Annotated in this window: 18 protein-coding genes; 10 read left to right on the top strand and 8 right to left on the bottom strand. The window is 46.6% G+C overall.

Going from position 1 to position 22,432, the window contains the following annotated elements; translation table 11 throughout:
• The first annotated feature begins 48 nt into the window (after window positions 1–48).
• From guaB to Q1A08_RS02675, 4 genes are all read left to right on the top strand, one after another.
• Window positions 49–1,524, top strand: coding sequence for an IMP dehydrogenase (gene guaB / locus Q1A08_RS02690; RefSeq protein WP_299769391.1), 1,476 nt, complete (start codon window positions 49–51; stop codon window positions 1,522–1,524).
• A 74-nt stretch (window positions 1,525–1,598) separates the two neighbouring features.
• Window positions 1,599–3,176, top strand: coding sequence for a glutamine-hydrolyzing GMP synthase (gene guaA, locus Q1A08_RS02685; protein WP_299769389.1), 1,578 nt, complete (start codon window positions 1,599–1,601; stop codon window positions 3,174–3,176).
• A gap of 88 nt (window positions 3,177–3,264) precedes the next feature.
• Window positions 3,265–5,103, top strand: coding sequence for an alpha/beta fold hydrolase (locus Q1A08_RS02680; RefSeq protein ID WP_299769385.1), 1,839 nt, complete (start codon window positions 3,265–3,267; stop codon window positions 5,101–5,103).
• A gap of 7 nt (window positions 5,104–5,110) precedes the next feature.
• Window positions 5,111–5,692, top strand: a complete 582-nt coding sequence (locus Q1A08_RS02675; RefSeq protein ID WP_299769382.1) for a thymidine kinase — start codon at window positions 5,111–5,113, stop codon at window positions 5,690–5,692.
• A gap of 72 nt (window positions 5,693–5,764) precedes the next feature.
• On the opposite strand, the gene Q1A08_RS02670 is transcribed toward Q1A08_RS02675, so the two are convergent.
• The 3 genes from Q1A08_RS02670 to Q1A08_RS02660 are packed head-to-tail and all read right to left on the bottom strand — an operon-like array spanning window position 5,765 to window position 9,099.
• The gene (locus Q1A08_RS02670; protein ID WP_299769904.1) at window positions 5,765–7,786 is read right to left on the bottom strand and encodes an NADPH-dependent 2,4-dienoyl-CoA reductase; all 2,022 of its coding nucleotides are present in this window, start codon (window positions 7,784–7,786) and stop codon (window positions 5,765–5,767) included.
• Between the two features lie 58 nt (window positions 7,787–7,844).
• A complete protein-coding gene (locus Q1A08_RS02665; protein WP_299769379.1) occupies window positions 7,845–8,246 on the bottom strand; it encodes a hypothetical protein in 402 nt (133 codons plus the stop codon).
• A 10-nt stretch (window positions 8,247–8,256) separates the two neighbouring features.
• The gene (locus tag Q1A08_RS02660) at window positions 8,257–9,099 is read right to left on the bottom strand and encodes a crotonase/enoyl-CoA hydratase family protein (protein ID WP_299769376.1); all 843 of its coding nucleotides are present in this window, start codon (window positions 9,097–9,099) and stop codon (window positions 8,257–8,259) included.
• A gap of 144 nt (window positions 9,100–9,243) precedes the next feature.
• Between Q1A08_RS02660 and Q1A08_RS02655 the strand changes: the two genes are divergently transcribed.
• The 3 genes from Q1A08_RS02655 to Q1A08_RS02645 all read left to right on the top strand — a co-directional run bounded on the left by Q1A08_RS02655 (window position 9,244) and on the right by Q1A08_RS02645 (window position 11,749).
• Window positions 9,244–9,843: a TetR/AcrR family transcriptional regulator gene (locus tag Q1A08_RS02655; protein WP_299769373.1), complete on the top strand. Its 600-nt coding sequence runs from the start codon at window positions 9,244–9,246 to the stop codon at window positions 9,841–9,843.
• Between the two features lie 189 nt (window positions 9,844–10,032).
• Window positions 10,033–10,158: a hypothetical protein gene (locus Q1A08_RS02650; RefSeq protein ID WP_299769371.1), complete on the top strand. Its 126-nt coding sequence runs from the start codon at window positions 10,033–10,035 to the stop codon at window positions 10,156–10,158.
• A gap of 241 nt (window positions 10,159–10,399) precedes the next feature.
• Window positions 10,400–11,749: an SPFH domain-containing protein gene (locus tag Q1A08_RS02645; RefSeq protein WP_299769368.1), complete on the top strand. Its 1,350-nt coding sequence runs from the start codon at window positions 10,400–10,402 to the stop codon at window positions 11,747–11,749.
• Between the two features lie 144 nt (window positions 11,750–11,893).
• Here Q1A08_RS02645 and Q1A08_RS02640 read toward each other — a convergent pair whose 3' ends face one another.
• From Q1A08_RS02640 to Q1A08_RS02630, 3 genes are all read right to left on the bottom strand, one after another.
• Window positions 11,894–14,749, bottom strand: coding sequence for an EAL domain-containing protein (locus tag Q1A08_RS02640; protein WP_299769365.1), 2,856 nt, complete (start codon window positions 14,747–14,749; stop codon window positions 11,894–11,896).
• Between the two features lie 267 nt (window positions 14,750–15,016).
• On the bottom strand, window positions 15,017–17,641 hold the full coding sequence (gene acnB / locus Q1A08_RS02635; protein ID WP_299769902.1) for a bifunctional aconitate hydratase 2/2-methylisocitrate dehydratase: 2,625 nt from the start codon (window positions 17,639–17,641) through the stop codon (window positions 15,017–15,019).
• Window positions 17,642–18,120: 479 nt separating this feature from the next.
• Entirely contained in the window at window positions 18,121–18,342 is a 222-nt protein-coding gene (locus Q1A08_RS02630; RefSeq protein ID WP_299769362.1) for a hypothetical protein, read from the bottom strand.
• Between the two features lie 237 nt (window positions 18,343–18,579).
• Between Q1A08_RS02630 and Q1A08_RS02625 the strand changes: the two genes are divergently transcribed.
• The 3 genes from Q1A08_RS02625 (at window position 18,580) to Q1A08_RS02615 (ending at window position 20,672) form a co-directional block, all read left to right on the top strand.
• A complete protein-coding gene (locus Q1A08_RS02625) occupies window positions 18,580–19,035 on the top strand; it encodes a DUF1289 domain-containing protein (protein ID WP_299769360.1) in 456 nt (151 codons plus the stop codon).
• Between the two features lie 103 nt (window positions 19,036–19,138).
• Entirely contained in the window at window positions 19,139–19,750 is a 612-nt protein-coding gene (gene miaE / locus Q1A08_RS02620) for a tRNA isopentenyl-2-thiomethyl-A-37 hydroxylase MiaE (RefSeq protein WP_299769357.1), read from the top strand.
• Window positions 19,743–20,672: a glycosyltransferase family 2 protein gene (locus Q1A08_RS02615; protein ID WP_299769354.1), complete on the top strand. Its 930-nt coding sequence runs from the start codon at window positions 19,743–19,745 to the stop codon at window positions 20,670–20,672. Before miaE ends, Q1A08_RS02615 begins: the two co-directional genes overlap by 8 nt.
• Here Q1A08_RS02615 and Q1A08_RS02610 read toward each other — a convergent pair.
• Both Q1A08_RS02610 and Q1A08_RS02605 read right to left on the bottom strand, forming a co-directional pair.
• The gene (locus Q1A08_RS02610) at window positions 20,669–21,838 is read right to left on the bottom strand and encodes a glutathionylspermidine synthase family protein (protein WP_299769344.1); all 1,170 of its coding nucleotides are present in this window, start codon (window positions 21,836–21,838) and stop codon (window positions 20,669–20,671) included. The two genes, Q1A08_RS02615 and Q1A08_RS02610, sit on opposite strands and share 4 nt — an antisense overlap.
• A complete protein-coding gene (locus tag Q1A08_RS02605) occupies window positions 21,838–22,428 on the bottom strand; it encodes a DUF1190 domain-containing protein (RefSeq protein WP_299769341.1) in 591 nt (196 codons plus the stop codon). The genes Q1A08_RS02610 and Q1A08_RS02605 overlap by 1 nt, the downstream gene beginning before the upstream one ends.
• Window positions 22,429–22,432: the final 4 nt, after the last annotated feature.

Below are 22,432 nucleotides of genomic sequence, written 5' to 3'. Positions count from 1 at the left end.
GGGATGGCCCAGTATTTATAAACCGTTTTATATAGGTTCTTCGAAACAATGTTGCGTATCGCACAAGAAGCTTTAACGTTTGATGATGTATTGCTAGTTCCAGGCTATTCAGAGATCACGGCAAAAGATGTTTGCTTAAAGTCACGTATTAGTCGCGATATTGAGCTAAATATCCCGCTGGTGTCAGCCGCGATGGATACGGTAACAGAAGCTCGCCTAGCTATCGCCATCGCTCAAGAGGGCGGTATCGGTATTATTCACAAGAGCATGACCATTGAAGGTCAGGCTGCCGAAGTGCGTGCCGTTAAGAAGTTTGAGGCGGGCGTGGTCCGAGATCCAATTACCATTGAGTCGTCAGCGACTATCCGAGAGCTGGTTGCTTTAACTGTAGAGAACAAGTTCTCTGGCTTCCCGGTACTGGATAATGGCGACCTGGTAGGTATTGTAACGGCACGAGATGTGCGTTTTGAGCCCAATTTAGACGCTACTGTAGCGGATATCATGACTCCTAAAGACAAGTTGGTTACTGTCTCCGAGGGCGCGCCACTGGATGAGGTGCAGATTCTACTGCATCGTCATCGCATCGAAAAAGTGATGGTGGTTAATGATAACTTTGAACTAACCGGCCTAATCACTGTTAAAGATATTACCAAAGCTGAGCAGTATCCAAATGCCTGTAAAGACCCTGAAGGTCGTTTGCGCGTTGGTGCTTCTGTGGGCACAAGCCCTGACACCGATGATCGTGTCGCCGCTTTAGTTACAGCTGGTGTCGATCTGCTGGTTGTTGATACTGCCCACGGCCACTCTAAAAACGTACTCGATCGCGTACGTAAAATTAAGACGGATTACCCTGAAGTACAGGTGATTGGCGGCAATATCGCTACTGCGGCGGCTGCCAAGGCGCTCGTAGAGGCGGGAGCCGATGGTGTTAAAGTGGGCATTGGCCCAGGCTCCATCTGTACCACACGAATTGTATCTGGTGTCGGTGTGCCACAGATTTCGGCAATTGCTAACGTTGTGGATGCCCTTAAAGATACCAATGTGCCGGTTATTGCTGATGGTGGTGTACGTTTTTCTGGTGATATTGCCAAAGCAATTGTAGCCGGTGCCCACTGTGTGATGATGGGCTCAATGTTTGCGGGTACTGAAGAAGCTCCAGGGGAAGTGGAGTTGTACCAGGGCCGTACCTATAAGGCCTATCGTGGTATGGGCTCATTGGGTGCTATGGCTAAAACCCAAGGCTCATCAGATCGCTACTTCCAAGATGCTAGCCAGGGTGCTGAAAAGCTTGTACCTGAAGGCATCGAAGGTCGAGTACCTTATAAGGGCCCAATGTCAGCCATTGTTCACCAGATGATGGGTGGCTTGCGCTCTTCAATGGGCTACACCGGTTCTCGTACTATCGATATTATGCGTACTCAGCCAGAGTTTGTAAGAGTTACCGCAGCCGGTATGGGAGAATCCCACGTGCACGATGTGCAAATAACCAAAGAGGCACCCAATTATCCGGTGGGTGGCCGCTAAGGCTAATTGATTATTGATCTATAGGTCAGCTCTCGGGCTGGCCTTTTTTGTTTATTAGGCGACAAGACAGTTCTATGACTCACGATATTCATGCTCAACGCATTTTGATTTTGGATTTCGGTTCTCAATATACACAGTTGATTGCACGCCGAGTGCGCGAGATTGGTGTCTATTCTGAGATTCGTGCTTTTGATATGACTGAGGAGGAAATCCGAGATTTCGATCCTCGAGGCATTATTTTAGCGGGCGGCCCCGAATCGGTCACCGCCGGGGAGTCACCACGTGCCCCAGAATGTGTGTTTAACATGGGCGTGCCAGTTCTGGGCATTTGCTATGGCATGCAGACCATGGCTGAACAGCTGGGCGGTAAGGTTAGCACTTCTGATATGCGCGAATTCGGCTACGCCCAGATTAAAGTGCATGGCCGTGGAGCGCTGCTGAATGATATTCGTGACCATGTGGACCACGATGGCGGCTCATTGCTGGATGTTTGGATGAGTCACGGCGATAAAGTTAGTGAAATGCCTGCAGGCTTTGAGCTAATGGCCTCTACAGATTCTTGCCCAATTGCGGGTATGTACTGCGAAGAGCGTGACCTATATGGCGTGCAGTTTCACCCAGAGGTAACTCATACTTTGCAAGGTAAGCGCATTTTTGAGCATTTTGTACTGAAGCTTGCAGGCTGTGAAGCGCTATGGAATCCCGCCAATATCGTTGAAGACGCCATCCAGAAAGTAAGAGAGCAGGTGGGTACTGATAAGGTACTGCTTGGCCTTTCAGGTGGTGTAGATTCATCGGTAGTAGCCGCTTTGCTGCACAAGGCAATCGGTGATCAATTAACCTGTGTATTCGTTGACAATGGCCTACTTCGTAAGGATGAAGGCGATCAAGTAATGGATATGTTTGCTAAGAACATGGGTGTAAAAGTCATTCGTGCCGATGCGGAAGATTTATTCCTTGGCAAACTGCAAGGTGTTGCTGACCCTGAAGACAAGCGCAAAATTATTGGTAATACCTTTATTGAGGTTTTCGATCAAGAGGCTGCCAAGTTGCAGAACGTTAAATGGTTGGCGCAAGGCACCATTTACCCAGATGTAATCGAATCGGCGGCTGCAAAAACCGGTAAAGCTCATGTCATTAAGTCGCACCATAATGTTGGTGGCCTGCCTGACGATATGGAGTTTGAGCTGGTTGAGCCATTACGTGAACTGTTTAAAGATGAAGTACGCAAAATTGGTTTAGAGTTAGGTTTACCTTACGATATGGTTTATCGTCATCCGTTCCCGGGGCCGGGTTTGGGTGTGCGTATCCTGGGTGAAGTTAAAAAGGAATACGCTGACATTTTACGTGAAGCGGATGCCATCTTCTTAGAAGAGTTGCATGCAGCGGATTGGTATCATAAAACCAGTCAGGCTTTTGCGGTATTCTTGCCGGTAAAATCTGTTGGTGTGGTTGGAGATGGCCGCCGCTATGAGTGGGTTGTCTCTTTGCGAGCTGTAGAAACAGTTGATTTTATGACAGCACGCTGGGCGCATTTGCCTTATGATTTATTAGAACGTTGCTCCAATCGAATTATTAACGAGATATCCGGTGTATCTCGTGTGGCCTACGACGTTTCAAGTAAGCCGCCAGCAACAATCGAATGGGAGTAACTGGATTGTAAGCCAGTTTCAAAGGGAGCGCTGGTCGCTCCCTTTTTTCTTTGATCTGATGTGTGAAGTTTAATATGAAGGGATGCTTATGAAATACACTATCTGGATATCGTTGTTACTGATCGTTTTATTAAATAGCGCTACATCAATGGGCGCTGTTGTTGATGTGTCTGAGTTTGCGAAGCTGCCTAGATTTTCCAATCCCGAGATCTCACCCAATGGTCGATACTTGGCGGCCAAAATGTCCGATGGAACAAATAGCTTTATCGTAATGCGGGATCTCGCAGATCCTGAGGCCAAGCTGACGCGTTTGTCGGACGGTGAATACTATATTAACTGGTTTAAGTGGGCTAATGATGAGCGATTGTTATTGAGCGTTCGAAAAACCCGCGAAATACGTGATTATGTCGTCATTCTTTCAACAATAGGCAGTGTTAAGCGTGACGGAACAGGCCCTATATTCTATAAGGCGAAGCCTAATCGTAGAGGCTTTTATAAGCGTAACCCAAGCCTGATTAGCTTAATGAAGGACGACCCCGATCATGTTTTGCTTAGCTTAGATGATTCTCCAAACAATTGGGCATCTCCCATAGTTCACAAGGTTAATCTGGAAACGGGCGTTCGAACTCGAGTGCAAGATAACCCGAATCAGGTTTCTTATTGGCTTGCCGATGATTGGGGAGAGCTTCGTGTTGGTGGGCGTTTAGAAAAGGGGAAAGATGGTAAGCATGCCGAGGTGCTATTTCGAAATGAAGCGGGCTCGGCTTGGGATGTGTTTGAAAAGAAGAATTTTTTTGATACCGATCGAATGACTCCTGTCAGCATGAAGCCAGATAGTAAAGATACTTTACTCGTGGCGAGTGAGAAATCATCCGGACTTGATAAAATCGACAGTACGCCTGTATTGAGAGAGTTTAATCTTATAACTCGCGAATACGGCCCTGAATATGTAGATCCAGACTTGCAGAGAATTAAAGAGGATGTAGCCTTTCTTTTAGATGGTGAGAATTTTCAGGTCGTCAGCCGTAGTCGGGATAAAGGCGTGTTGGTATTGAAGTCTGAGCGTGGTAATAAGCCCATGAAATACCACTTGTATTACCCAAAGACGGGACAGTTACAATATTTAGCTTCACAATACCCAGAGCTTGATATGCTCAATGGCAGCAAAAAACAGAAAGTCGTTTATGCGGCTCGCGATGGCTACAAGGTGCCGGCCTATTTAAGTGTGCCGCAAAGTACCAATGAAGCGGCGCCAACGGTTGTGCTGGTTCATGGTGGGCCACATGCGCGAGATTTTTCTGGTTATCAAACTCTGGTTCAGATGCTAACTTCTCGCGGTATCGCCGTTTTTCAGCCGCAGTTTAGGGGCTCTACAGGTTTTGGTAGTAAGCACCGTGAGGCTGGCATGAAACAGTGGGGCAAGCTCATGCAAGATGATGTTGCAGATGGCGTGTCTTGGCTGCTAGAAAAGGGTGTAGCTGAAAAAGGTAGTATTTGTATTATGGGCTATTCCTATGGTGGTTATGCCGCCGCGATGGGCTTGGCGAGAGATAGCGAACTGTTTAAGTGCGGTATCAGTATCAATGGAGTCTTGGATTTCCCCTTGTTAAGGAGAGATATTCGAGATACTGCCTTATTTAAAGGTTTGCAGCGTGAAACTCTAAATGATAGAGATGAAGCTGAGCAGGTATCTCCGGTGCATCTAGCTGAAAATATTAAGGCGCCGCTGCTCTTGGTTCATGCTGAAACTGATGCAGTAGCCGATGCTGAACACAGCCGCCGGATGGAAAAGGCGGTGAAAAAGAATGGAGGCGTGGTGAAGTTTATCGAGTTAAAAGGCGGCGAACATTGGCGTTCAAGCAATGCCCAAGAGTTGGCGACGTTTACAGAGATCGATAAGTTTTTGGGTGAACATTTAATTAACTGATAGAAGTATGGCTCAACTTTATTTTTATTACTCGGCAATGAATGCGGGTAAATCTACAGCTTTGCTGCAATCTGCATATAACTATAAAGAACGCGGCATGAATGTGGAAATCTTTACGGCGGCTTTAGATGATCGCTATGGTCGCGGTAAGGTCAGTTCGAGAATTGGTTTGCACGCTGATGCGCATCTGTTTCAAAATGAAACCGATTTGTTTTCTGCCATCAGCGCCTTGCATACCGCCAATGCAATGAATTGCGTTTTTATCGATGAGGCGCAGTTTTTGTCGAAATCGCAAGTTAAGCAATTGTGCAAAGTTGTTGATGAGTTAAATATTCCGGTACTAGCCTATGGCTTACGTACGGATTTTTTAGCCGAGACCTTTGCAGGAAGTCATTACCTTCTAGCCTGGGCCGATAAACTGGTCGAGTTAAAGACGATTTGCCATTGCGGCCGAAAGGCGAATTTTGTGGTTCGTAGAGACGAGAGCGGTCGTGTTGTTAGGGAAGGTGAGCAAGTTCAAGTGGGTGGCAACGATAGCTACGAATCTATGTGTCGTAAGCACTTTGCTGAGCTTGTTTGGGAAGGCTAATGTGGCAAGGCTAGTGTGATAGTTTGGGCTTAGCGCAGAACGCGCTAAGCCCAATAGTAGCAATCAATTTGCTTAGATTTCTGCAGCCAAGCGCGTACCTTGATCGATAGCACGTTTAGCATCCAGTTCAGCTGCTACATCAGCACCACCGATTAAGTGGTGTGGCTTGTTTAAACCCTCAACCAGCTCGCGTAGGGGCTCCTGCCCGGCACAGACAATAATGTTATCGACATCCAATACCTGGCTGCTATCCCCGTGGCTGATATGCAAACCCTGTTCGTCAATTTTATCGTACTGGCAGCCAGGGATCATATTCACCCCTTTGTTAATAAGGCCGGTGCGGTGAATCCAACCGGTGGTTTTACCTAGGCCGCCGCCAACTTTAGAGTTTTTGCGCTGTAATAGGTAAATTTCACGTGCTGGTGGGGTAACGTCAGCTTGTACGCCTTCGATACCGCCACGTGCTTGCAGACTCATATCGACACCCCATTCTTTCATAAAGGCTTCAATATTTTGACTGGTCGCTTCGCCTGAATGTGCAAGGTATTCGGATACATCAAAACCGATACCGCCTGCACCAATAACCGCCACTTTTTTACCTACGGGTTTTTTGTGCTTTAACACATCCAAATAGCTCAGTACTTTCGGGCTGTCGATGCCTGGAATATCTGGCGTGCGAGGGCTGATGCCCGTAGCAATGATAACTTCATCATAATCGCCTTCGTTTAGATCTTCAGCGCTTACTTTTTTGCCCAATACTACGCTAACACCGGTAAGCTCAATTTGCTTATCAAAGTAGCGCAGGGTTTCATAAAACTCTTCTTTGCCGGGGACTTGCTTAGCGATATTGAATTGTCCGCCAATCTCATCGGCCGCATCAAACAAAGTCACGTCATGGCCACGGCTAGCTGCAGATGTTGCGAATGCCAAGCCAGCAGGTCCGGCACCAATAACGGCGAGCTTTTTAACATTGCTGGTAGGTAGCAGATTTAGCTCGGTTTCATGGCATGCTCTTGGGTTAACTAGGCAGCTGGTCATCTTGCCGCTAAAGATATGGTCCAAACAGGCTTGGTTACAACCGATGCAGGTATTGATTTCATCGCTTTTGCCTGCGGCTGATTTAGCAATAAAGTCGGCATCGGCTAAGAAGGGTCGTGCCATGGAAATCATATCGGCGTCGCCGCGCTCTAGTACTTCTTCAGCGACTTCTGGTGTATTGATACGGTTGGAGGTGACTACTGGAATTGGCAGCTCATCTCTGAATTTGGCCGTTACCCAAGTAAATGCAGCGCGTGGAACTTTGGTGGCGATAGTCGGAATACGTGCTTCATGCCAGCCGATACCTGTATTAATAATCGTAGCGCCGGCTTCGGCAATGGCTTTGCCTAGTGTTACGATTTCTTCATAATCACTGCCACCTTCAACTAGATCTAACATCGATAGGCGGTAGATAATAATAAAGTTTTCACCAACAGCTTCGCGAACACGTCTTACCACTTCGACCGGTAAGCGCATGCGATTTTCGTAGCTGCCGCCCCAATCGTCGTCACGCTGATTGGTGCGTGCTGCCAAAAACTGGTTTAGGAAGTAGCCTTCAGAGCCCATGATTTCAACGCCATCGTAGCCAGCTTTTTGTGCTAATACAGAGGTGCTAATGAAATCGACAATTTGCTGTTCAATTTCATCTTCAGTGGCGGCGGAAGGCTTAAATGGGTTGATGGGCGCTTGAATTGCAGAGGGCGCGATGGGGTTTTCGTTAAAGGCATAGCGACCGGTATGCAAAATCTGCATACAAATTTTACCGCCCTCAGCGTGTACAGCTTCGGTAATCTGTAGGTGATCTTTTACATCATCTTCAGTTTTGAGGCTTTTGGTGTGTTCATGAGTTGCAGCGCGATCGTTGGGACCAAAACCACCGGTAACGATAAGGCCTACGCCACCGCGGGCACGCTCGGCAAAGAAGGCTGCCATGCGAGCATGACCATCCGGTGCTTCTTCTAAGCCTGTATGCATAGAGCCCATTAGCGAGCGGTTTCTTAAAGTAGTGAAACCAAGATCGAGGGGCTCCATTAATTTGGGGAAATGTTGAGTCATCATTCTTACCTTTAGCTAATCTTTTTTGCTGTCTATCGCAGCTTATAAATAATCGTTTTTAGGTGTAACTTTTAATAAAACCAGCTTCAACAAAACGTTGAGTCATTAAATCGGCGAGGCGGGCTAAACCATTTAATGGCCTTACCATAACCTCAAAGTGAATAATTTGGCCTTCGTCGTTCCAGCGGATCAAATCGATGCCTTTGATGTTTTTGTCCTCGACTTTGCAGCTAAACTCCAGTGCAAAGTTATTACCATCTATCCATTCGCGGTGGTATTCAAAATCTTCGAAAATATCCAGTACTTGGCAAAGAATAAAGTGCGCAACATGGCCGCCTTCTTTTGCGCCCCAAAAAGTAGGTGAGTGAAATTCCATTTCAGGATGCAGTAGTTCAGTCAATAATTCGGTATTGCCTTGGGCGACAACCTCGTGCCACTTTGCCAGTCTTTGATCGCTCATGGTAATCTCCTTATTCTTTGATGGCTGGGCCGATTTTGCAAAGTTCGGCGAACACGGGTTCACGTTTTTCCATTTTGGCGGTGAAGCATTCCATCATATCGGTTTGTGGTTGGAACATACCGGTTTGCCAAATACTCATATAGCGCAGGCTATCGGCAGTGCTGTGATCTCGGGTGTAGTTAATCATCTCTTTGCAACCACTAACCGCCAGTGGAGAGTTGGCCGCCATCTCTTTGGCGATTTTCATTACTTCAGCGAGCATGGTTTGCTGATCAGTAAATACTTGGTTAACTAGACCGCATGCCTTTGCTTCATCGGCATACATGCGACGTCCAGTGTAGGCCAGTTCGCGGGCTAAGCCTTCAGGAATCAACTTTGGTAGGCGCTGAAGGGTTCCTACGTCGGCAGTCATGCCAATCTTGGTCTCATAAACAGTGAAGAAACCTTCTTCAGTGATGTAACGGCAATCGCATGCGGTGGTCATGTCGACAGCACCACCTATACAGCCACCTTGAATCGCGGCAAGAACAGGGATTCGGCAGTTTTCAAGGGCACTAAAGCTATCCTGCAGCTCCAGCACCATATGGCGAAGACGTTCATGCTTGCGGCCAAGTTCAGCTTCTTCCTCTAATCCGCCGCTAGTAAAGACGGCTAGATCCATACCTGCGCTGAAGTGCTTGCCGGTTGAAGAGATTACAATCACTCGGGCGGCGGCTTCTCGGTCGATTTTTCTGACCGCTTCAGGTAGCTCGCGCCAAAATGCCGGAACCATGGTATTCAGTTCATCTGGGCGGTTTAATTCGATATGAGCAATATGTTCATTGATGGTGACGCTAAAAGTGCTGTAATTCATTATTCTGACTCCGGTTAACTGAGCACTGTCAAGATGGATGTGCTCAGGTTACGGTGCAATTTTGACAGTGTCAAGATGTGCTGATACATTGTCTCAGCTCGTAAAGGCAGTTATTGGTTTGTATAGACGTTAAACAGGGCAGAGATGACGACCGCGAAGAAAAGCTACCATCATGGTGACCTCAAAGGCACTCTAGAAGATGCTGCTGTTGAAATAATACGTGTGGAAGGGGTTAATGGACTTTCGATGCGCAAGCTGGCTGATAAGGTCGGAGTCTCACGTAGCGCACCTTATCATCACTTTGAAGACAAGCAGGCTTTGCTAAGTGCCATTGCCCATAAGGGTTTTGTGTTACAGGCCGAGGCGATCGATTCTGCTGAAGCGCAAGGTGAACCAGCCTTTGAAGCCCAGGTTATGCAATTTGTTCATGCCTACGTCAATTGGGCGGTCGAGCACTCGGAATATTATGACTTAATGTTTGGCAGTGAGGTGTGGCAGGGCAGCACCCCACCAGAGCAATTTGCCCAGGAGTCTAGGGGCTATTTCAGGCGCTACGTTGATAGAGTTCAGCGCTGGCAGGAAAGTGGCCATATTAGCCAGCAATTGAGTGCGCTAAGGTTTGCGCAGGTCAGTTGGAGTAGCTTACACGGGATCAGTCGTCTGCTAATCGATGGTATTTATGTCGATAAAAAGGCCCAAGAGGCTATTTGTAGCGCGGCCGCCACCATTTTCTTTAAGGTTTAAACGGCTGATTAGACATGCCTTGCTGGTCATATATTGATCCAGCTCAAGTAAAGTTCACGCTGACGCTCGTCCTCATATGCGGCAAAGGCCGTAATTGATCCGTGTCAATATCCTCTTTGTATCTTGTTTTAGTATGTGCTTATACAAGATCAAAACAGAAATACCTATCAACTGTGAGAGGAACTAGCCATGTATTTTGATGATGCTGTAATTGCCGGAGTTGTTATTGTTGTTGCTACAACTGTAATCACCTTGTACATAGGCCGTTTTATGTACAACCACGTAAAAGATGATATTAAGAAGAGCGGCAAGTAAATCGCTCTGATTTGACAGGTTTGCCTTCGGGCAATACCACCGGCTAGGCTGAGTAGTATAGTCGGTGGGCTTTATTCCGTTCACTCTATGGTTTTAATTGTCCATTTCTTTAGCCGTCCTTTGGCTGTTCTTTCAATGACCTTAAATAGTGATCTGCTACGCTGGTAAGTCTTTGATTTACCGTGTAACTTAGCGTTTCTTTTTTGCATCATTTAATTTCGGTGAATAAAAGGAACAGCCGATGATCAAAGATCGCTTATCCCCAAAGTATGTTGTTATCGCAATTGTCGTTCTGGCATTGCTGTTATTGCTTCGAAAATCTGTTTTTTATGCCGAACCAGGTTATATCTACCACGTACGTACGGTAACTGGTGATGAGCAGGTTGTAACTGATGTGGGCTATCACTTATTTATCCTAGGGCGTTGGAATGCCTGGAAGCGTGCTATGACAGTGCAGGCGACTGCCGCAACCATGGGTGATCAGGTGAACGCTGAGCGAGAAAGCAGCGAAACCAGTGCAAGCTTACCGCCGCTAAGCATCATGTTTTTAGATCAGGTCGACGCCCATGCGCAGGCTACGGTGCGATATTCCATCCCTTCAGATGAAGAGGCTTTTTTGAATCTGGCTCATGAGTACCGTTCACCAGAAAACTTATTGCGCACAGCCCTAATTCCGGCTTTTAAGGAAACCTTGCAGGCCAATGCTTCTTTAATGAGTGCCGAAGAATACTACTCCGGTGGTCGTACTGAGTTTAATTCTGAATTTGAGCAACAAATGGCTCAAGGTATTTACTTGGTGCGCAGGGAAGAAGTAGCGGTTGAGTCTCAGCGTAAGGTATCAGGCTCGGCCAATGCTGCGCTGGGCACTCAGCAGCAAGAGTATGGCGATGAATCCAAAACGATTTTTGTGGTGAAAAAAGTGCTAGGTGAAGATGGCCAAGCCCGCCGTAAAAAACAGCGTTTTACGGAGTTTGGAATTTCTGTCGTTGATGCTCGAGTGACTGATATCAAGCCGAACAACAAGTTTGTTGAGCGTATGCGCTTAAAGCAAAAGGCTTCTGCCGATCGTGCTATTGCGCGCGAGCAACGAATTCAGGAAGAAGAGCAGCGATTACTAGCGATTGCTAAAGGTGAGCGTGAAGTTGCTGAGCGTCAGGCCAGTGCCAAGGTGGAGCAGATTCAAAAAACCACTGAAGCTGAAACCGAGAAGCAGTTGGCAATAACCCAGGCCACCAAACTAAGAGAAGAAGCCACCATTGCGGCAGAAACTGCCAAAATTAACTTGGAAAAGGCTCGAGTAGAGGCTGAGACTCAGAAAACCTTGGCTGATGCAGAAGCTTACCAAAAGAAGGTGATTTTGCAGGCGGATAATGCTCTGGCGCAAAAACTACAAGCGGAAATAGAAATTCAGAAACTTTGGGCGGATGCCTTTGCACGCCGTAAGGTTCCTACCAATGTGTTCGGATCTGGATCTGGATCTGGATCTGCACCAACAGGCAGTGATTCTGAGACTCGCGCCTTTATGCAGATGCTGACTTTGGATGCCGCTAAGCGTTTAAACTACCAGCGTGAAGTCGATAGTAAGAAGTAGATTAAGACCTTAATAATATTTGATCGTTGAGAAAAGGCGGTATGGCTGAATTGGCTTACCGCCTTTTTTCTTTTCTACTGTTTTTAAGGTTGAAGATTTGTTCTTATGCTGACTATACGATAGCTAAGCATTCGAATCGTAGCCCTAAACGCTAATTTCGCTGACTGAAGATTGTTGTTTCTTGCAAATAAAATCCATCAGTTCACTTTCTTTGAGAGGCTTACTGAAGTAAAAACCTTGGTATTGCTCGCAGCTATGGCGCTGTAAAAACTGAAGTTGCTCCTGGCTTTCTACACCTTCGGCGACAACGCTGAGTTTTAAATGACGAGACATGGCAAGAATGGTTTCTACGATGGCGTCGTCATCGGGATCTTGGCCGATATCCGAAACAAATGAACGATCGATTTTTAGCTCATTAATACTGAGATGCTTTAGGTAGGCGAGTGAAGAGTAACCTGTGCCAAAATCATCGATAGAAATTTGAAAGCCGTGCGATTTCAGGCGGCGCAATTTCTCTTCAGTCGATTTGGCATCTTGCATTAGTACACTTTCGGTTATTTCAAGGGTGACATCGCTGGGTTTTACCTGGTGATGTGTGCAGGTATGCAAGAGCTGCCGAACAATATTGCTATGGTTGATCTGCAAAGGACTCACATTGATAGACATTGTGAAGTTACTGAGGTGCTGTTGTTGAATTTCAGCTAGTGTCGCAATGGCCATTTCGAAAACCCAGTTGCCAAGCTCGGTGATTAAGCCGGTTTCCTCAGCGATAGGAATAAATTCGGCGGGGGAGACCCAGTCACCTTCTGGCAATTGCCAGCGGCACAAAGATTCAGCGCCAATGATATTTCCTTGTTGATCGATTTTAGGTTGAAATCGCAATTCAAAGGCGTTTCGCTTAATGGCTTCACGCATTTTGCTTTCTAAGTGCAATCGTTGATCGATGCTGCGCTGCATTTCTAATTCAAAGAAGCAAATAGAGTTTTTACCCAAGCTCTTGGCTTGATACATGGCCGTATCGGCGTGCTTCAAGATATCTGCTACAGCGGTCTCATTAGAATTAAACAGCGTTACCCCTATGCTCGGAGTGAGGTGAAACTCATGGGATTGATAGTTAATTGGCGGTGAAAAAGTACGTCGTATCTTTTCGGCAATCTTCTGGGTGTTGATAGTTGCCATTCGTTTATTGGCGAAATTGGCAGGAATCAACATGACAAATTCATCGCCACCAAATCTTGCAATCGTGTCTTGGCTGCGGGCGCTGGCATTTAAGCGTTTGGCGACCTCAATAAGTACGGCATCACCTACGGCGTGGCCAAGCGAGTCATTGATATACTTAAAGTTATCCAGATCCATAAACAGAACGGCACCGTAGCATTGATTGCGATCGGCAAAAGCCACTGCTTGGTGGAGTCGGTCCATAAATAAATTACGGTTGGGTAAACTGGTAAGGGAGTCGTAGTAGGCTTGGCTTGAAATTTTTAGTTCAGCTTCTTTTTTCTCAGTAATATCTCGAATTGTTAAATGCGCTAGGCGGCGATGATCTTCCGAGGGTATCTTACTAAGCGTGATATCGGCGAAGAACTCGCGACCTTCAAAATCTTTACAGCGCCACTCGTGCTTTAAGGGTTGTCCATAGATGCTCGAGCCTAAGGTTCGGATAAATTGGCTGCGAAAACCATTGTTTTTATCTGTGTCTTCAGCCAGTAAATCATATAGATCAACTTCTTTGATTTGATTGTGGCTTTCTAATTTTATGAGTTCAACGGCAGCGGTATTGCAGAGGCTAGGGTTTCCATCCTCGAGCAAAATCATGGCGTCGGAAGAATGATCGAAGAGCGTTCGATATTGCCTTTCGCTGACCATCAAGGCTTGTTGCATGCTATGCCGTGTTTTAAGGTCATCTTGAAGCTTTTCATTTAGCCGTCTTAACTCTGTGGTTCGTTCAGCAATGCGATGCTCCAAACCTTGTTTGGCTTCTATAAGTTGTGATTCGGTTTTCTTATGCTCTTCCACTTCGTTTGCTAACGATGCGTAAGTCGAGTTTAAATCCCTTTCTACGGCGCGTAGGTAGCGAATAACAACATAACTTAGTAGTGTAAAGGAAAATAGCGCGAGCCCTAGAAAAATAGCCAGCTTTCTTTTATGGGCGGCCATCATTTCGGTGATATCGATCGCCGCCATATGAATCATGGCCAATCGTTGCTTGCTATCAAAAACTTTTCTTAGACTACCTTGGTATTCACGGCCTTGGTAGCGGAATCGGATCTGTTTAATATTCTCTAGCCACCCTTGCTCTTCTTGCAGTTCAATCAGGGATAGCTCTTTAAAATCGTTATGGATGAGTGCAAAGTCGCCCTTGTTGAGATCGCTAAAATCAATACTGGCCTCAGTGTCTCCAATGATAGGGCGGGTTTTAGAAGCGGCAATTAAAGAAAATATATTGTACTGCTTGGCGAGGCCCAGCATCTTCTCGGAGGCAGGCTTGGCGACTTCGAGGTAGCCATGTACAGTGCCATCAACCTTTACCTCATCCAATACACACAGCAGCATTTCGCCTCTTGTTGAAAGCTCTATATGCCATTGCGAAGGCGCTCCAGGTAGGTTTAATAGTTGTAAACTGTGGCGATCAAGCTGTAAGCCCTGCTGGTTTTGCAAGCCTCGTAGCTTGGTATCTTTACCATAAAAGGCTAGGTGGTGGACCTTTCTTGTGCTGTTGAGCAATGGAAAGGTTTCGGCTAACTGATTTCTGATTAGCTTCGTATCTTTGTTGATAAAGTCAGCTTTTTGTTCCTGGGTGATCTGAAACAAATTATCAGCATCTTGTGATACAGACTCCCAGAAGGCGAGATTGTAGTCACGTAGGCGATCTTGTATTAGCTGGCGCATAAAGCCTTGCTGATGGTCGATCATGCCCCAGACACCGCCAGCGATTAGGAGTATAAAGGCCGTTGCTACAATGATTTGGATGTTATTTTTTTGAGTCGTCCAGTTCTTCATACCGCTTTACCAAGACTAAAACCTGCTAGCCGATCTACTACAAAAGCATTAGGCAAAACTAATTATAGGTGTATAGACAATTAATACACAAAAAAACCTTGGTTTTTATGGCGCCAAAATTAAATTGCGATGAAAAGTAACAGTTTATGTAGGCTGGGGTAGCATAAACCTGTCAGCCTACACTGTTTGTAGAGCTGGGGAGGCTGATTTGGCCTAAAGCAAGAGAGAATCCCCTGCAGAAGGGGCTTTCTCTCTTTAAAGGCCTATCTACAGAGAGATTTCTGTTATCTCAACGGCAGCTATCTTTTTACCTTCATCATGCTTAGCTTGGAATTCAGCAATTTGATCAAAGTTTAGGTAGCGATAAATGTCATCGGCCATGGCGTCGATATTTTTCGCGTATTCCATATATTCCGCTGGCGTTGGCAGCTTACCCATAATAGCGCCTACAGAGGCTAGCTCGGCAGAGGTTAGATAGACATTCGCGCCATCGCCTAGGCGATTGGGGAAGTTACGGGTAGAGGTTGATAGAACGGTGCTGTTTGCGGCGACACGAGCCTGATTGCCCATGCAAAGCGAGCAGCCAGGCATTTCCATACGGGCACCAGCGCGACCAAATATGTTGTAGTAGCCTTCTTCCATAAGTTGGTGCTCATCCATTTTGGTGGGTGGCGCCAACCATAGGCGTGTTGAGATACCACCTTTATGTTGCTCTAGCAGCTTACCCGCTGCACGGAAGTGCCCAATATTGGTCATACATGAGCCAATAAAGACCTCGTTTACCTCATCACCAGCAACTTCAGACAGTAACTTGGCATCATCTGGGTCGTTCGGGCAGCAAACGATCGGTTCTGTAACTTCCGCCAGATCAATCTCGATGACAGCGGCGTATTCCGCATCATCATCCGCTTTCATCAAGCTTGGGCTTTCCAGCCAGCCTTCCATTTTTCTTGCTCGGCGCTCTAAAGTGCGAGGGTCGCCATAGCCGTCGGCAATCATGGATCGAAGTAGGGTGATGTTGGAGTTCAGGTACTCTTTGACAGAATCTTCTTCCAGCTCGATAGTACAGCCAGCCGCCGAGCGTTCGGCGGATGCATCAGATAGCTCAAAAGCCTGCTCCACGGTCAACCCAGTTAGTCCTTCGATTTCTAGAATGCGGCCTGAAAAGATGTTTTTCTTCCCCTTCTTTTCTACCGTTAATAGGCCTTCTTTGATGGCGTAATAGGGGATCGCGTGTACTAGGTCGCGCAGCGTAATGCCGGGCTGCATTTCACCTTTAAAGCGTACTAATACGGACTCTGGCATATCGAGCGGCATTACACCGGTTGCCGCAGCGAAGGCCACTAGACCTGAGCCCGCTGGAAATGAGATGCCCATTGGAAAGCGAGTATGAGAATCGCCACCGGTACCGACGGTATCGGGCAGTAACATGCGGTTTAGCCAAGAGTGAATGACTCCGTCGCCTGGGCGCAATGAAACACCACCGCGAGTCATAATAAAATCTGGCAGCGTGTGCTGAGTGCTGATATCAACGGGCTTAGGATAAGCTGCTGTATGGCAGAAGGATTGCATGGTCAAATCGGCTGAAAAGCCCAAGCACGCCAAGTCCTTCAGCTCATCTCGTGTCATGGGGCCAGTGGTATCCTGCGAGCCAACGGTTGTCATCTTGGGTTCGCAATAAGTGCCCGGGCGAACGCCTTGGCCTTCGGGCAGTCCACATGCGCGCCCAACCATCTTTTGCCCCAGAGAGAAGCCAGCATTGCTGTCTTCTGGGGTTTCTGGCTGACGGAAGATATCGGAAACCGGTAGGCCGAGAGATTCACGGGCTTTGCTGGTCAGGCCGCGACCAATAATCAAGGGAATGCGCCCGCCAGCTTGGACTTCATCAAGGATGACGTCCGATTTAAATTCGAACTCTGATAGCACCTCACCAGACTCGGATAGAATCTGGCCATCATAAGGGCGTATTTCAATCACATCGCCCATCTTTAAATTGTCTACAGGGGCTTCAAATACCAATGCGCCAGCATCTTCCATAGTATTGAAGAAAATAGGTGCGACTTTGCCGCCAATGCAGACACCACCCCCTCGTTTATTGGGGACCCCAGGCATATCATCACCAAAGAACCACAAAACGGAGTTCGTGGCTGATTTACGAGAGGAGCCTGTACCGACCACATCACCCACGAAGGCTACTGGTAAGCCCTTAGCTTTAATATCTTCTATTTGCTGCATGGGTCCGGTAACTCCGTGCTCTTCCGGGCTTAGACCATCGCGAGTCATTTTGTAAGCGGAACGTGCATGCAGTGGTATATCGGGTCGGCTCCAGGCATCGGGTGCCGGTGATAGATCATCGGTATTGGTTTCACCGGTAACCTTAAATACGGTCATCTTGATGCTTTCGGGCATTTTATCCTGCTCGGTGAACCACTCGCCATCGGCCCATGACTTCATTACTGATTTGGCAACGTCATTACCCGCTTTAGCTTTCTCTTCCACATCGTGGAAGGCATCAAACATTAGTAGGGTGCTTTTTAATTGCTCGCCGGCCAATGCGGCAAGATTGGCGTCATCTAACAGCTCCACTAAGGTAGAGATGTTGTAGCCACCCAGCATCATCCCCAAGAGCTCGACCGCTTTAGCGGCACTGATCAGTGGGCTTGAGGCTTCGCCTTTGGCCACAGCAGATAAGAATCCAGCTTTGACGTAGGCTGCTTCATCTACACCCGGCGGAACACGGTTAGTTATCAGGTCTACTAAGGTACTTTCTTCGCCAGCAGGCGGGTTTTTCAACAATTCCACCAAACCCGCTGTTTGTTCCGGGTTTAAAGGCTTGGGGGGAACTCCTTGGGCGGCACGTTCTACTACATGTTTACGATAAGCTTCAAGCACGGTTGTCATCCTCAATTCCGGGTGGGTGGTCGCTATTGCGACCTATGGGTAGCTTGCTTTGATTGATCAAGTCTTTGCTTGATTTTGGCCGACTTTCTTTACAGTAAGACTGCCACCTTATTTGACAGCAGGTACAAGTAAAAGGGCAATCGTCCTAATCGGGCGGCTAATCTTAAGCTAGCACGCTTGTGCGGCTAATGAAAGCTGCCTAATATTTAACCATTGGTATGCGGCTAATGGATTTCTCGTGACGCTAAGTTGCTGAAAACTCGGGATAAAAGAAATCTGTTAGCGTATAAGAAGTGTGCTAAAAACGGCAAGGATGAGCAATTAGCGATTGGTCGATCCCGCTAGTCTTGTATAGCGGGCACTTGTTCGCGGCCCGTAATGCGATTGATGTACATGGCTGTACTTAGCTGAAGCCAGTAATGGCTTTAATCGTTACATTACTAGGGCGAGGAAAGTTCTCAAGAAAGATCTTAACAGCCTCGGGTGACCACAATCTCGTCCGTATCGAGGTTTTCCAGCTGGAAATCTATAAAACTCTTTAAATCAGCGATTCCGCGTTGCTTTGCCATAGACTGCAGAAGAACACCTAATAGGGCTTGGCTTAAGGCGTCGGCCGAAGAGTTGGCGCTGTTGTCTGCTTCTGCTAAGGCATTTTCGATTAAAGTTTGTGCCGTTTTGTATTCACCGCTCATGCTGGCTCCGTAATTTGATCAATTAGTACCCAAGGGAATTGTCAAGCTATGATAGGGTATGTCGCTTGTGTATCACCATGATTTTGAGCAAATTTTGCCTCATCATTGTGACGCCCACAAGATGGCCAAATGTGCTTTAAAATAGGCCAATTCGATAGAGCCGCCGTTGTAGGGGGCTTTATTTTTAGGCTGCGCTCAGATAAGGTGCGCGCTTTTTGTTTGCGGAGAAAACAGTTAATGCTAAAGCGTGTTCGTACCCCCTGTATTGGTGTTTGCTCAGCGAGCCTAGGGGATGACGTGTGCCGGGGCTGCAAGCGCTTTAGCCATGAAGTTATCGACTGGAACGCCTATAGCGAAGAGCAACGACGTACCATTGCTCAGCGCTTAGAAAGCTTTCTGCAGCAGGTAGTTGCCAATAAAGTTTCGGTCATAGACCCTGAGAAGTTACAGCTACAGATAAAGCATCAAAATATTCGTATAGACGATCAGCAAGACCCACACTGTTGGGTATTTAATCTGTTAAAAGCTGGCGCCTCACAGGTAGAACCTGAAGAGTTTGGTCTGCAATTGCAGGTCGCTTGGAAGGGCAAGTCATTGGTCGAAATCAAAGATGCCATTGATCAAGACTATTATGCTTTATCCTGCGCTTACTACGATCGCTATATCGCTCCGGGTAAAGTTGATGACGAGTAATATTGGCTAATAAAGTAGTAGGAACAGTATCAACTAACTGAATCAAATATTTTATGCCGCGCTAACTCGACGGTATTCGCCCTAAAGGAACTTCTAAAACTCCATGATTGACCTCAGTGAAATTCACAGCTTTTTATGGTGTGAGACACCAGACGCCTGGATAGAGCAGGCCTTGCAATATCAAGATCTCATGCTGATTGACCATGCAAACTGTGAGAAAAAAGCCGCCGGCACAGCGATGAATTTAATGTACCGTTATGTTGATGACTTTGAATTGCTAAATAAAATGTCTCGCTTAGCGCGCGAGGAGCTGCGTCATTTTGAGCAGGTGATAGCGATTATGGAATCTCGCGGCATAGCCTACCCGCAGATTCAAGCGTCGCGTTATGCGGCTGAACTTCGCAAGCCCATTCGTACTCATGAGCCAGGACGTTTAATTGACACATTAATTGTGGGAGCCATCATCGAAGCACGTTCCTGTGAGCGGTTTAATAAGCTAGCACCATTCCTTGATGAGGAACTTAAAAAATTCTATTTTTCCCTTTTAAAGTCAGAGGCGCGTCACTATCAAGATTACTTGGGCTTGGCGAAAAAAGCCGCTGCTGGCGAGGCTATTGACGAACGAGTAGATATTTTTCTTACGCTTGATAAAAAGCTAGTAGAGAGCGGTGATTCTGAGTTTCGTTTTCATAGTGGGCCGGTATCAGGTGAATAACGATACTGCAAGTAGTGCCGTCGCCATATTTCTGAGTTGCTATAACGGCGCTGAGTTTCTAAACGCCCAATTAGATTCTTTGTTGGCACAAGATCATCAGAATTTCTGTGTGTATTGTCGTGATGATGGCTCTAGCGACGGTACTCAGGATATTATTCAAGAGTATATATCTAAATATCCTACGCAATTTTCGTGGTTACAAGGCGAAGATCGAAACTTAAAGCCTTGCGGGAGTTTTGCATCATTAATGCAAGACTTTTTGAACTCTGATCGAACAGCAGATTACTTTATGTTTTGTGATCAGGATGATGTGTGGCTGCCTAACAAGATCTCTTTATCTATTGAAGCGATAACAGCTGTGGCTCCGGAATTGGGGGATGTTCCAATTCTAGTCCATTCCGAGCTTAAGGTGGTCGATGAAAGTTTGGGGCTTATTTCTAAAAGTCTAAGTGAATATCAGGGCTTGTTGCCAGGTCATAACTTATTTGGGAGGGCGTTGATCAATAGCTCTGTGACCGGTTGTACGATGCTCTTTAATAGGCAACTGCTAGACAGATCTCTACCGATTCCAGAAGAAGCAGTAATGCATGATTGGTGGTTAGCTTTGATAGCGCAAGCCTTCGGTAAAATTGTTTTTATTAGGCAGCCTACAATACAGTATCGTCAACATGGTGCAAATACATTGGGAGCTAAGCAAAAAACAGGCTTAAGTTCTGATCTTGGCATCCATAAAAAACTATATCTCTGGTTGTTTTCAAGCCATGATCTCAATTATGTTTGCGATCAGTCGAGAGCTTTTATGGGGCAGCATGGAAAAACTCTGAGTCTCTATCAACGCTGGGTGTTACGTTTTTCGCTTTTGCTTAATATGCGCGCAGGTTTATTTCAGAAGCTTGTTTATCGTATTGTTAGGAAGCTTTAGTGGTTATTGATAACATGCGGCAGGTAGCGAGATAAGTCTTGAGTGATAAGCTCGCTGTCTTCTCTGATAGAAATTCCTGCCGCTTGATTGCCTACTACCCAAGAGCCAATAAGGGTGTAGCTATCGCCAAATTTAGGTAGCGCTTGATACTCTTGGTAAATAAACCCTTCTTCGCCATAAGGACCATAGGAAGCTGCTATCTCTTCCCCGTCTTTGATTATGCTGATATTGGCACCTTCGCGAGAAAAGATAGGCTTTTTAACGTAGTTTGTGAGCTTTTCAGAGGCTTCTTTTTCTGAAAAATAAGCGGGCAGTAAATGTGGGTGTCCAGGGAACATTTGCCACAATATTGGAAGAATAGCCTTGTTAGACAGAATCGCTTTCCAGGGTGGCTCAAACCATTGGCATTGATCCAGCAATAATTTCGGGCCTAGCTCCTCGCGTAGCATAAACTCCCAAGGGTAGAGTTTAAACATGGCATTGAAGCCAAGTCCTTCTGGATCACAAAATTGATGTTGCTCATTTGTCGCGATATCTTCGATATAGCAAAAGCGATCTTTAATGCCAGCTTCTTTCGCGCAGTCTTGTAGATATTGTACGGTTGCTCGGTCTTCTTCTGTGTCCAGGCAGCTGCTAAAAGCCATCTCATTAATGTTGTAATGCTGTTTGAAAAAGCGAAAGCGCTCAATAAGCTTGTCTTGTAGGGAGTTAAATTGGTCGCTGTTGCTAGCTAGGGAGCCATTTTCGATGAGCTGCTCTAACCATAGCCATTGCCAAAAGCCGCTTTCATAAAGACTGGTTGGTGTATCGGCATTGTTTTCCAGCAGCTTGGCCTTACTCTTTCCGTCGTAGCAAAGGTCAAAGCGAGAATAGAGGCTGGGATTTTTACGATCCCAAGATAACTTAATCCAGTCCCAGTATTGCTCGGGTATTTGAAATTGCTGCAACCAAGATTCACGTTGCAATACTTCATCGACGGCCTCTAGGCAAAGAGTTTGCAGCTGCTCGCTAGGATCCTCAAGATCGTTTTCGATTTGTTCTAGGGTAAATTCATAATAAGCGGATTCGTCCCAGTAAGGCTCGCCATACATAGTATGGAAGTGAAAGCCGTAATCGTCAGCCAGCGCTTTCCAATCTTGCCTTTCTGGAATTGAAATTCTACGCATTAGCCACCTCTGGAAAAGCTGCCACCAGAGCGAGCTTTGCTTGCTGCGAGTTTGCCGAAGCCGCCGCGACCAAACACGCGTTGGGAGCTGCTACTTTTATTAAACGCGCTACTGGAAAAATTCTGCGGGCCGAATTGCTGTCGCCCCAAAATAGAACCTTGAGAATTGACCCACTTTTTATATAGGGGGGAGCTGCGTTTCTTAGAGCTAAATAAGGGCGCACTGCGTCGGTAGTCATCGTCGTGCATTGCGAAGCCTGCCATATAAGGCATAAACCATACATGGCTATCGAGCTCACGTTCACGACAAGCGTCTTGGCCGAAATCGAATTCGCAATCGCTTTCTTTTGTGTAGCGCGGCCCGTATCGATCGGCGTCATGTAGAGCTTGCTGGTAACTGTAGCGACATTCCTCACTTCGTAAGGGGTAACGGTTTTCGCAATCACCTAGTGTTGAAAATACCTCTACATCTTCTCCACAACCACTTAAGCTGCCGCCTGCTGCGATGATTGCAAGAGAGGGCGCTAGTTTTGTTCGGTAATGCCAAGCTTTGCGCATACGGGATAAATCGACATTTTTGCTTCGTTTCATCGTT

The organism is uncultured Pseudoteredinibacter sp. (assembly GCF_947500695.1).
GTDB lineage: Bacteria > Pseudomonadota > Gammaproteobacteria > Pseudomonadales > Cellvibrionaceae > Pseudoteredinibacter.
The sequence above is the reverse complement of the archived record's forward strand: the minus strand, read 5'-3'. Positions and strand labels throughout refer to the sequence as shown.

Coding starts and splice junctions, on each gene's coding strand:
- guaB (WP_299769391.1), top strand. CDS start 49: ATGTTGCGTATCGCACAAGAAGCTTTAACGTTTGATGATGTATTGCTA.
- guaA (WP_299769389.1), top strand. CDS start 1,599: ATGACTCACGATATTCATGCTCAACGCATTTTGATTTTGGATTTCGGT.
- Q1A08_RS02680 (WP_299769385.1), top strand. CDS start 3,265: ATGAAATACACTATCTGGATATCGTTGTTACTGATCGTTTTATTAAAT.
- Q1A08_RS02675 (WP_299769382.1), top strand. CDS start 5,111: ATGGCTCAACTTTATTTTTATTACTCGGCAATGAATGCGGGTAAATCT.
- Q1A08_RS02670 (WP_299769904.1), bottom strand. CDS start 7,786: ATGACTCAACATTTCCCCAAATTAATGGAGCCCCTCGATCTTGGTTTC.
- Q1A08_RS02665 (WP_299769379.1), bottom strand. CDS start 8,246: ATGAGCGATCAAAGACTGGCAAAGTGGCACGAGGTTGTCGCCCAAGGC.
- Q1A08_RS02660 (WP_299769376.1), bottom strand. CDS start 9,099: ATGAATTACAGCACTTTTAGCGTCACCATCAATGAACATATTGCTCAT.
- Q1A08_RS02655 (WP_299769373.1), top strand. CDS start 9,244: ATGACGACCGCGAAGAAAAGCTACCATCATGGTGACCTCAAAGGCACT.
- Q1A08_RS02650 (WP_299769371.1), top strand. CDS start 10,033: ATGTATTTTGATGATGCTGTAATTGCCGGAGTTGTTATTGTTGTTGCT.
- Q1A08_RS02645 (WP_299769368.1), top strand. CDS start 10,400: ATGATCAAAGATCGCTTATCCCCAAAGTATGTTGTTATCGCAATTGTC.
- Q1A08_RS02640 (WP_299769365.1), bottom strand. CDS start 14,749: ATGAAGAACTGGACGACTCAAAAAAATAACATCCAAATCATTGTAGCA.
- Q1A08_RS02630 (WP_299769362.1), bottom strand. CDS start 18,342: ATGAGCGGTGAATACAAAACGGCACAAACTTTAATCGAAAATGCCTTA.
- Q1A08_RS02625 (WP_299769360.1), top strand. CDS start 18,580: ATGCTAAAGCGTGTTCGTACCCCCTGTATTGGTGTTTGCTCAGCGAGC.
- miaE (WP_299769357.1), top strand. CDS start 19,139: ATGATTGACCTCAGTGAAATTCACAGCTTTTTATGGTGTGAGACACCA.
- Q1A08_RS02610 (WP_299769344.1), bottom strand. CDS start 21,838: ATGCGTAGAATTTCAATTCCAGAAAGGCAAGATTGGAAAGCGCTGGCT.
- Q1A08_RS02605 (WP_299769341.1), bottom strand. CDS start 22,428: ATGAAACGAAGCAAAAATGTCGATTTATCCCGTATGCGCAAAGCTTGG.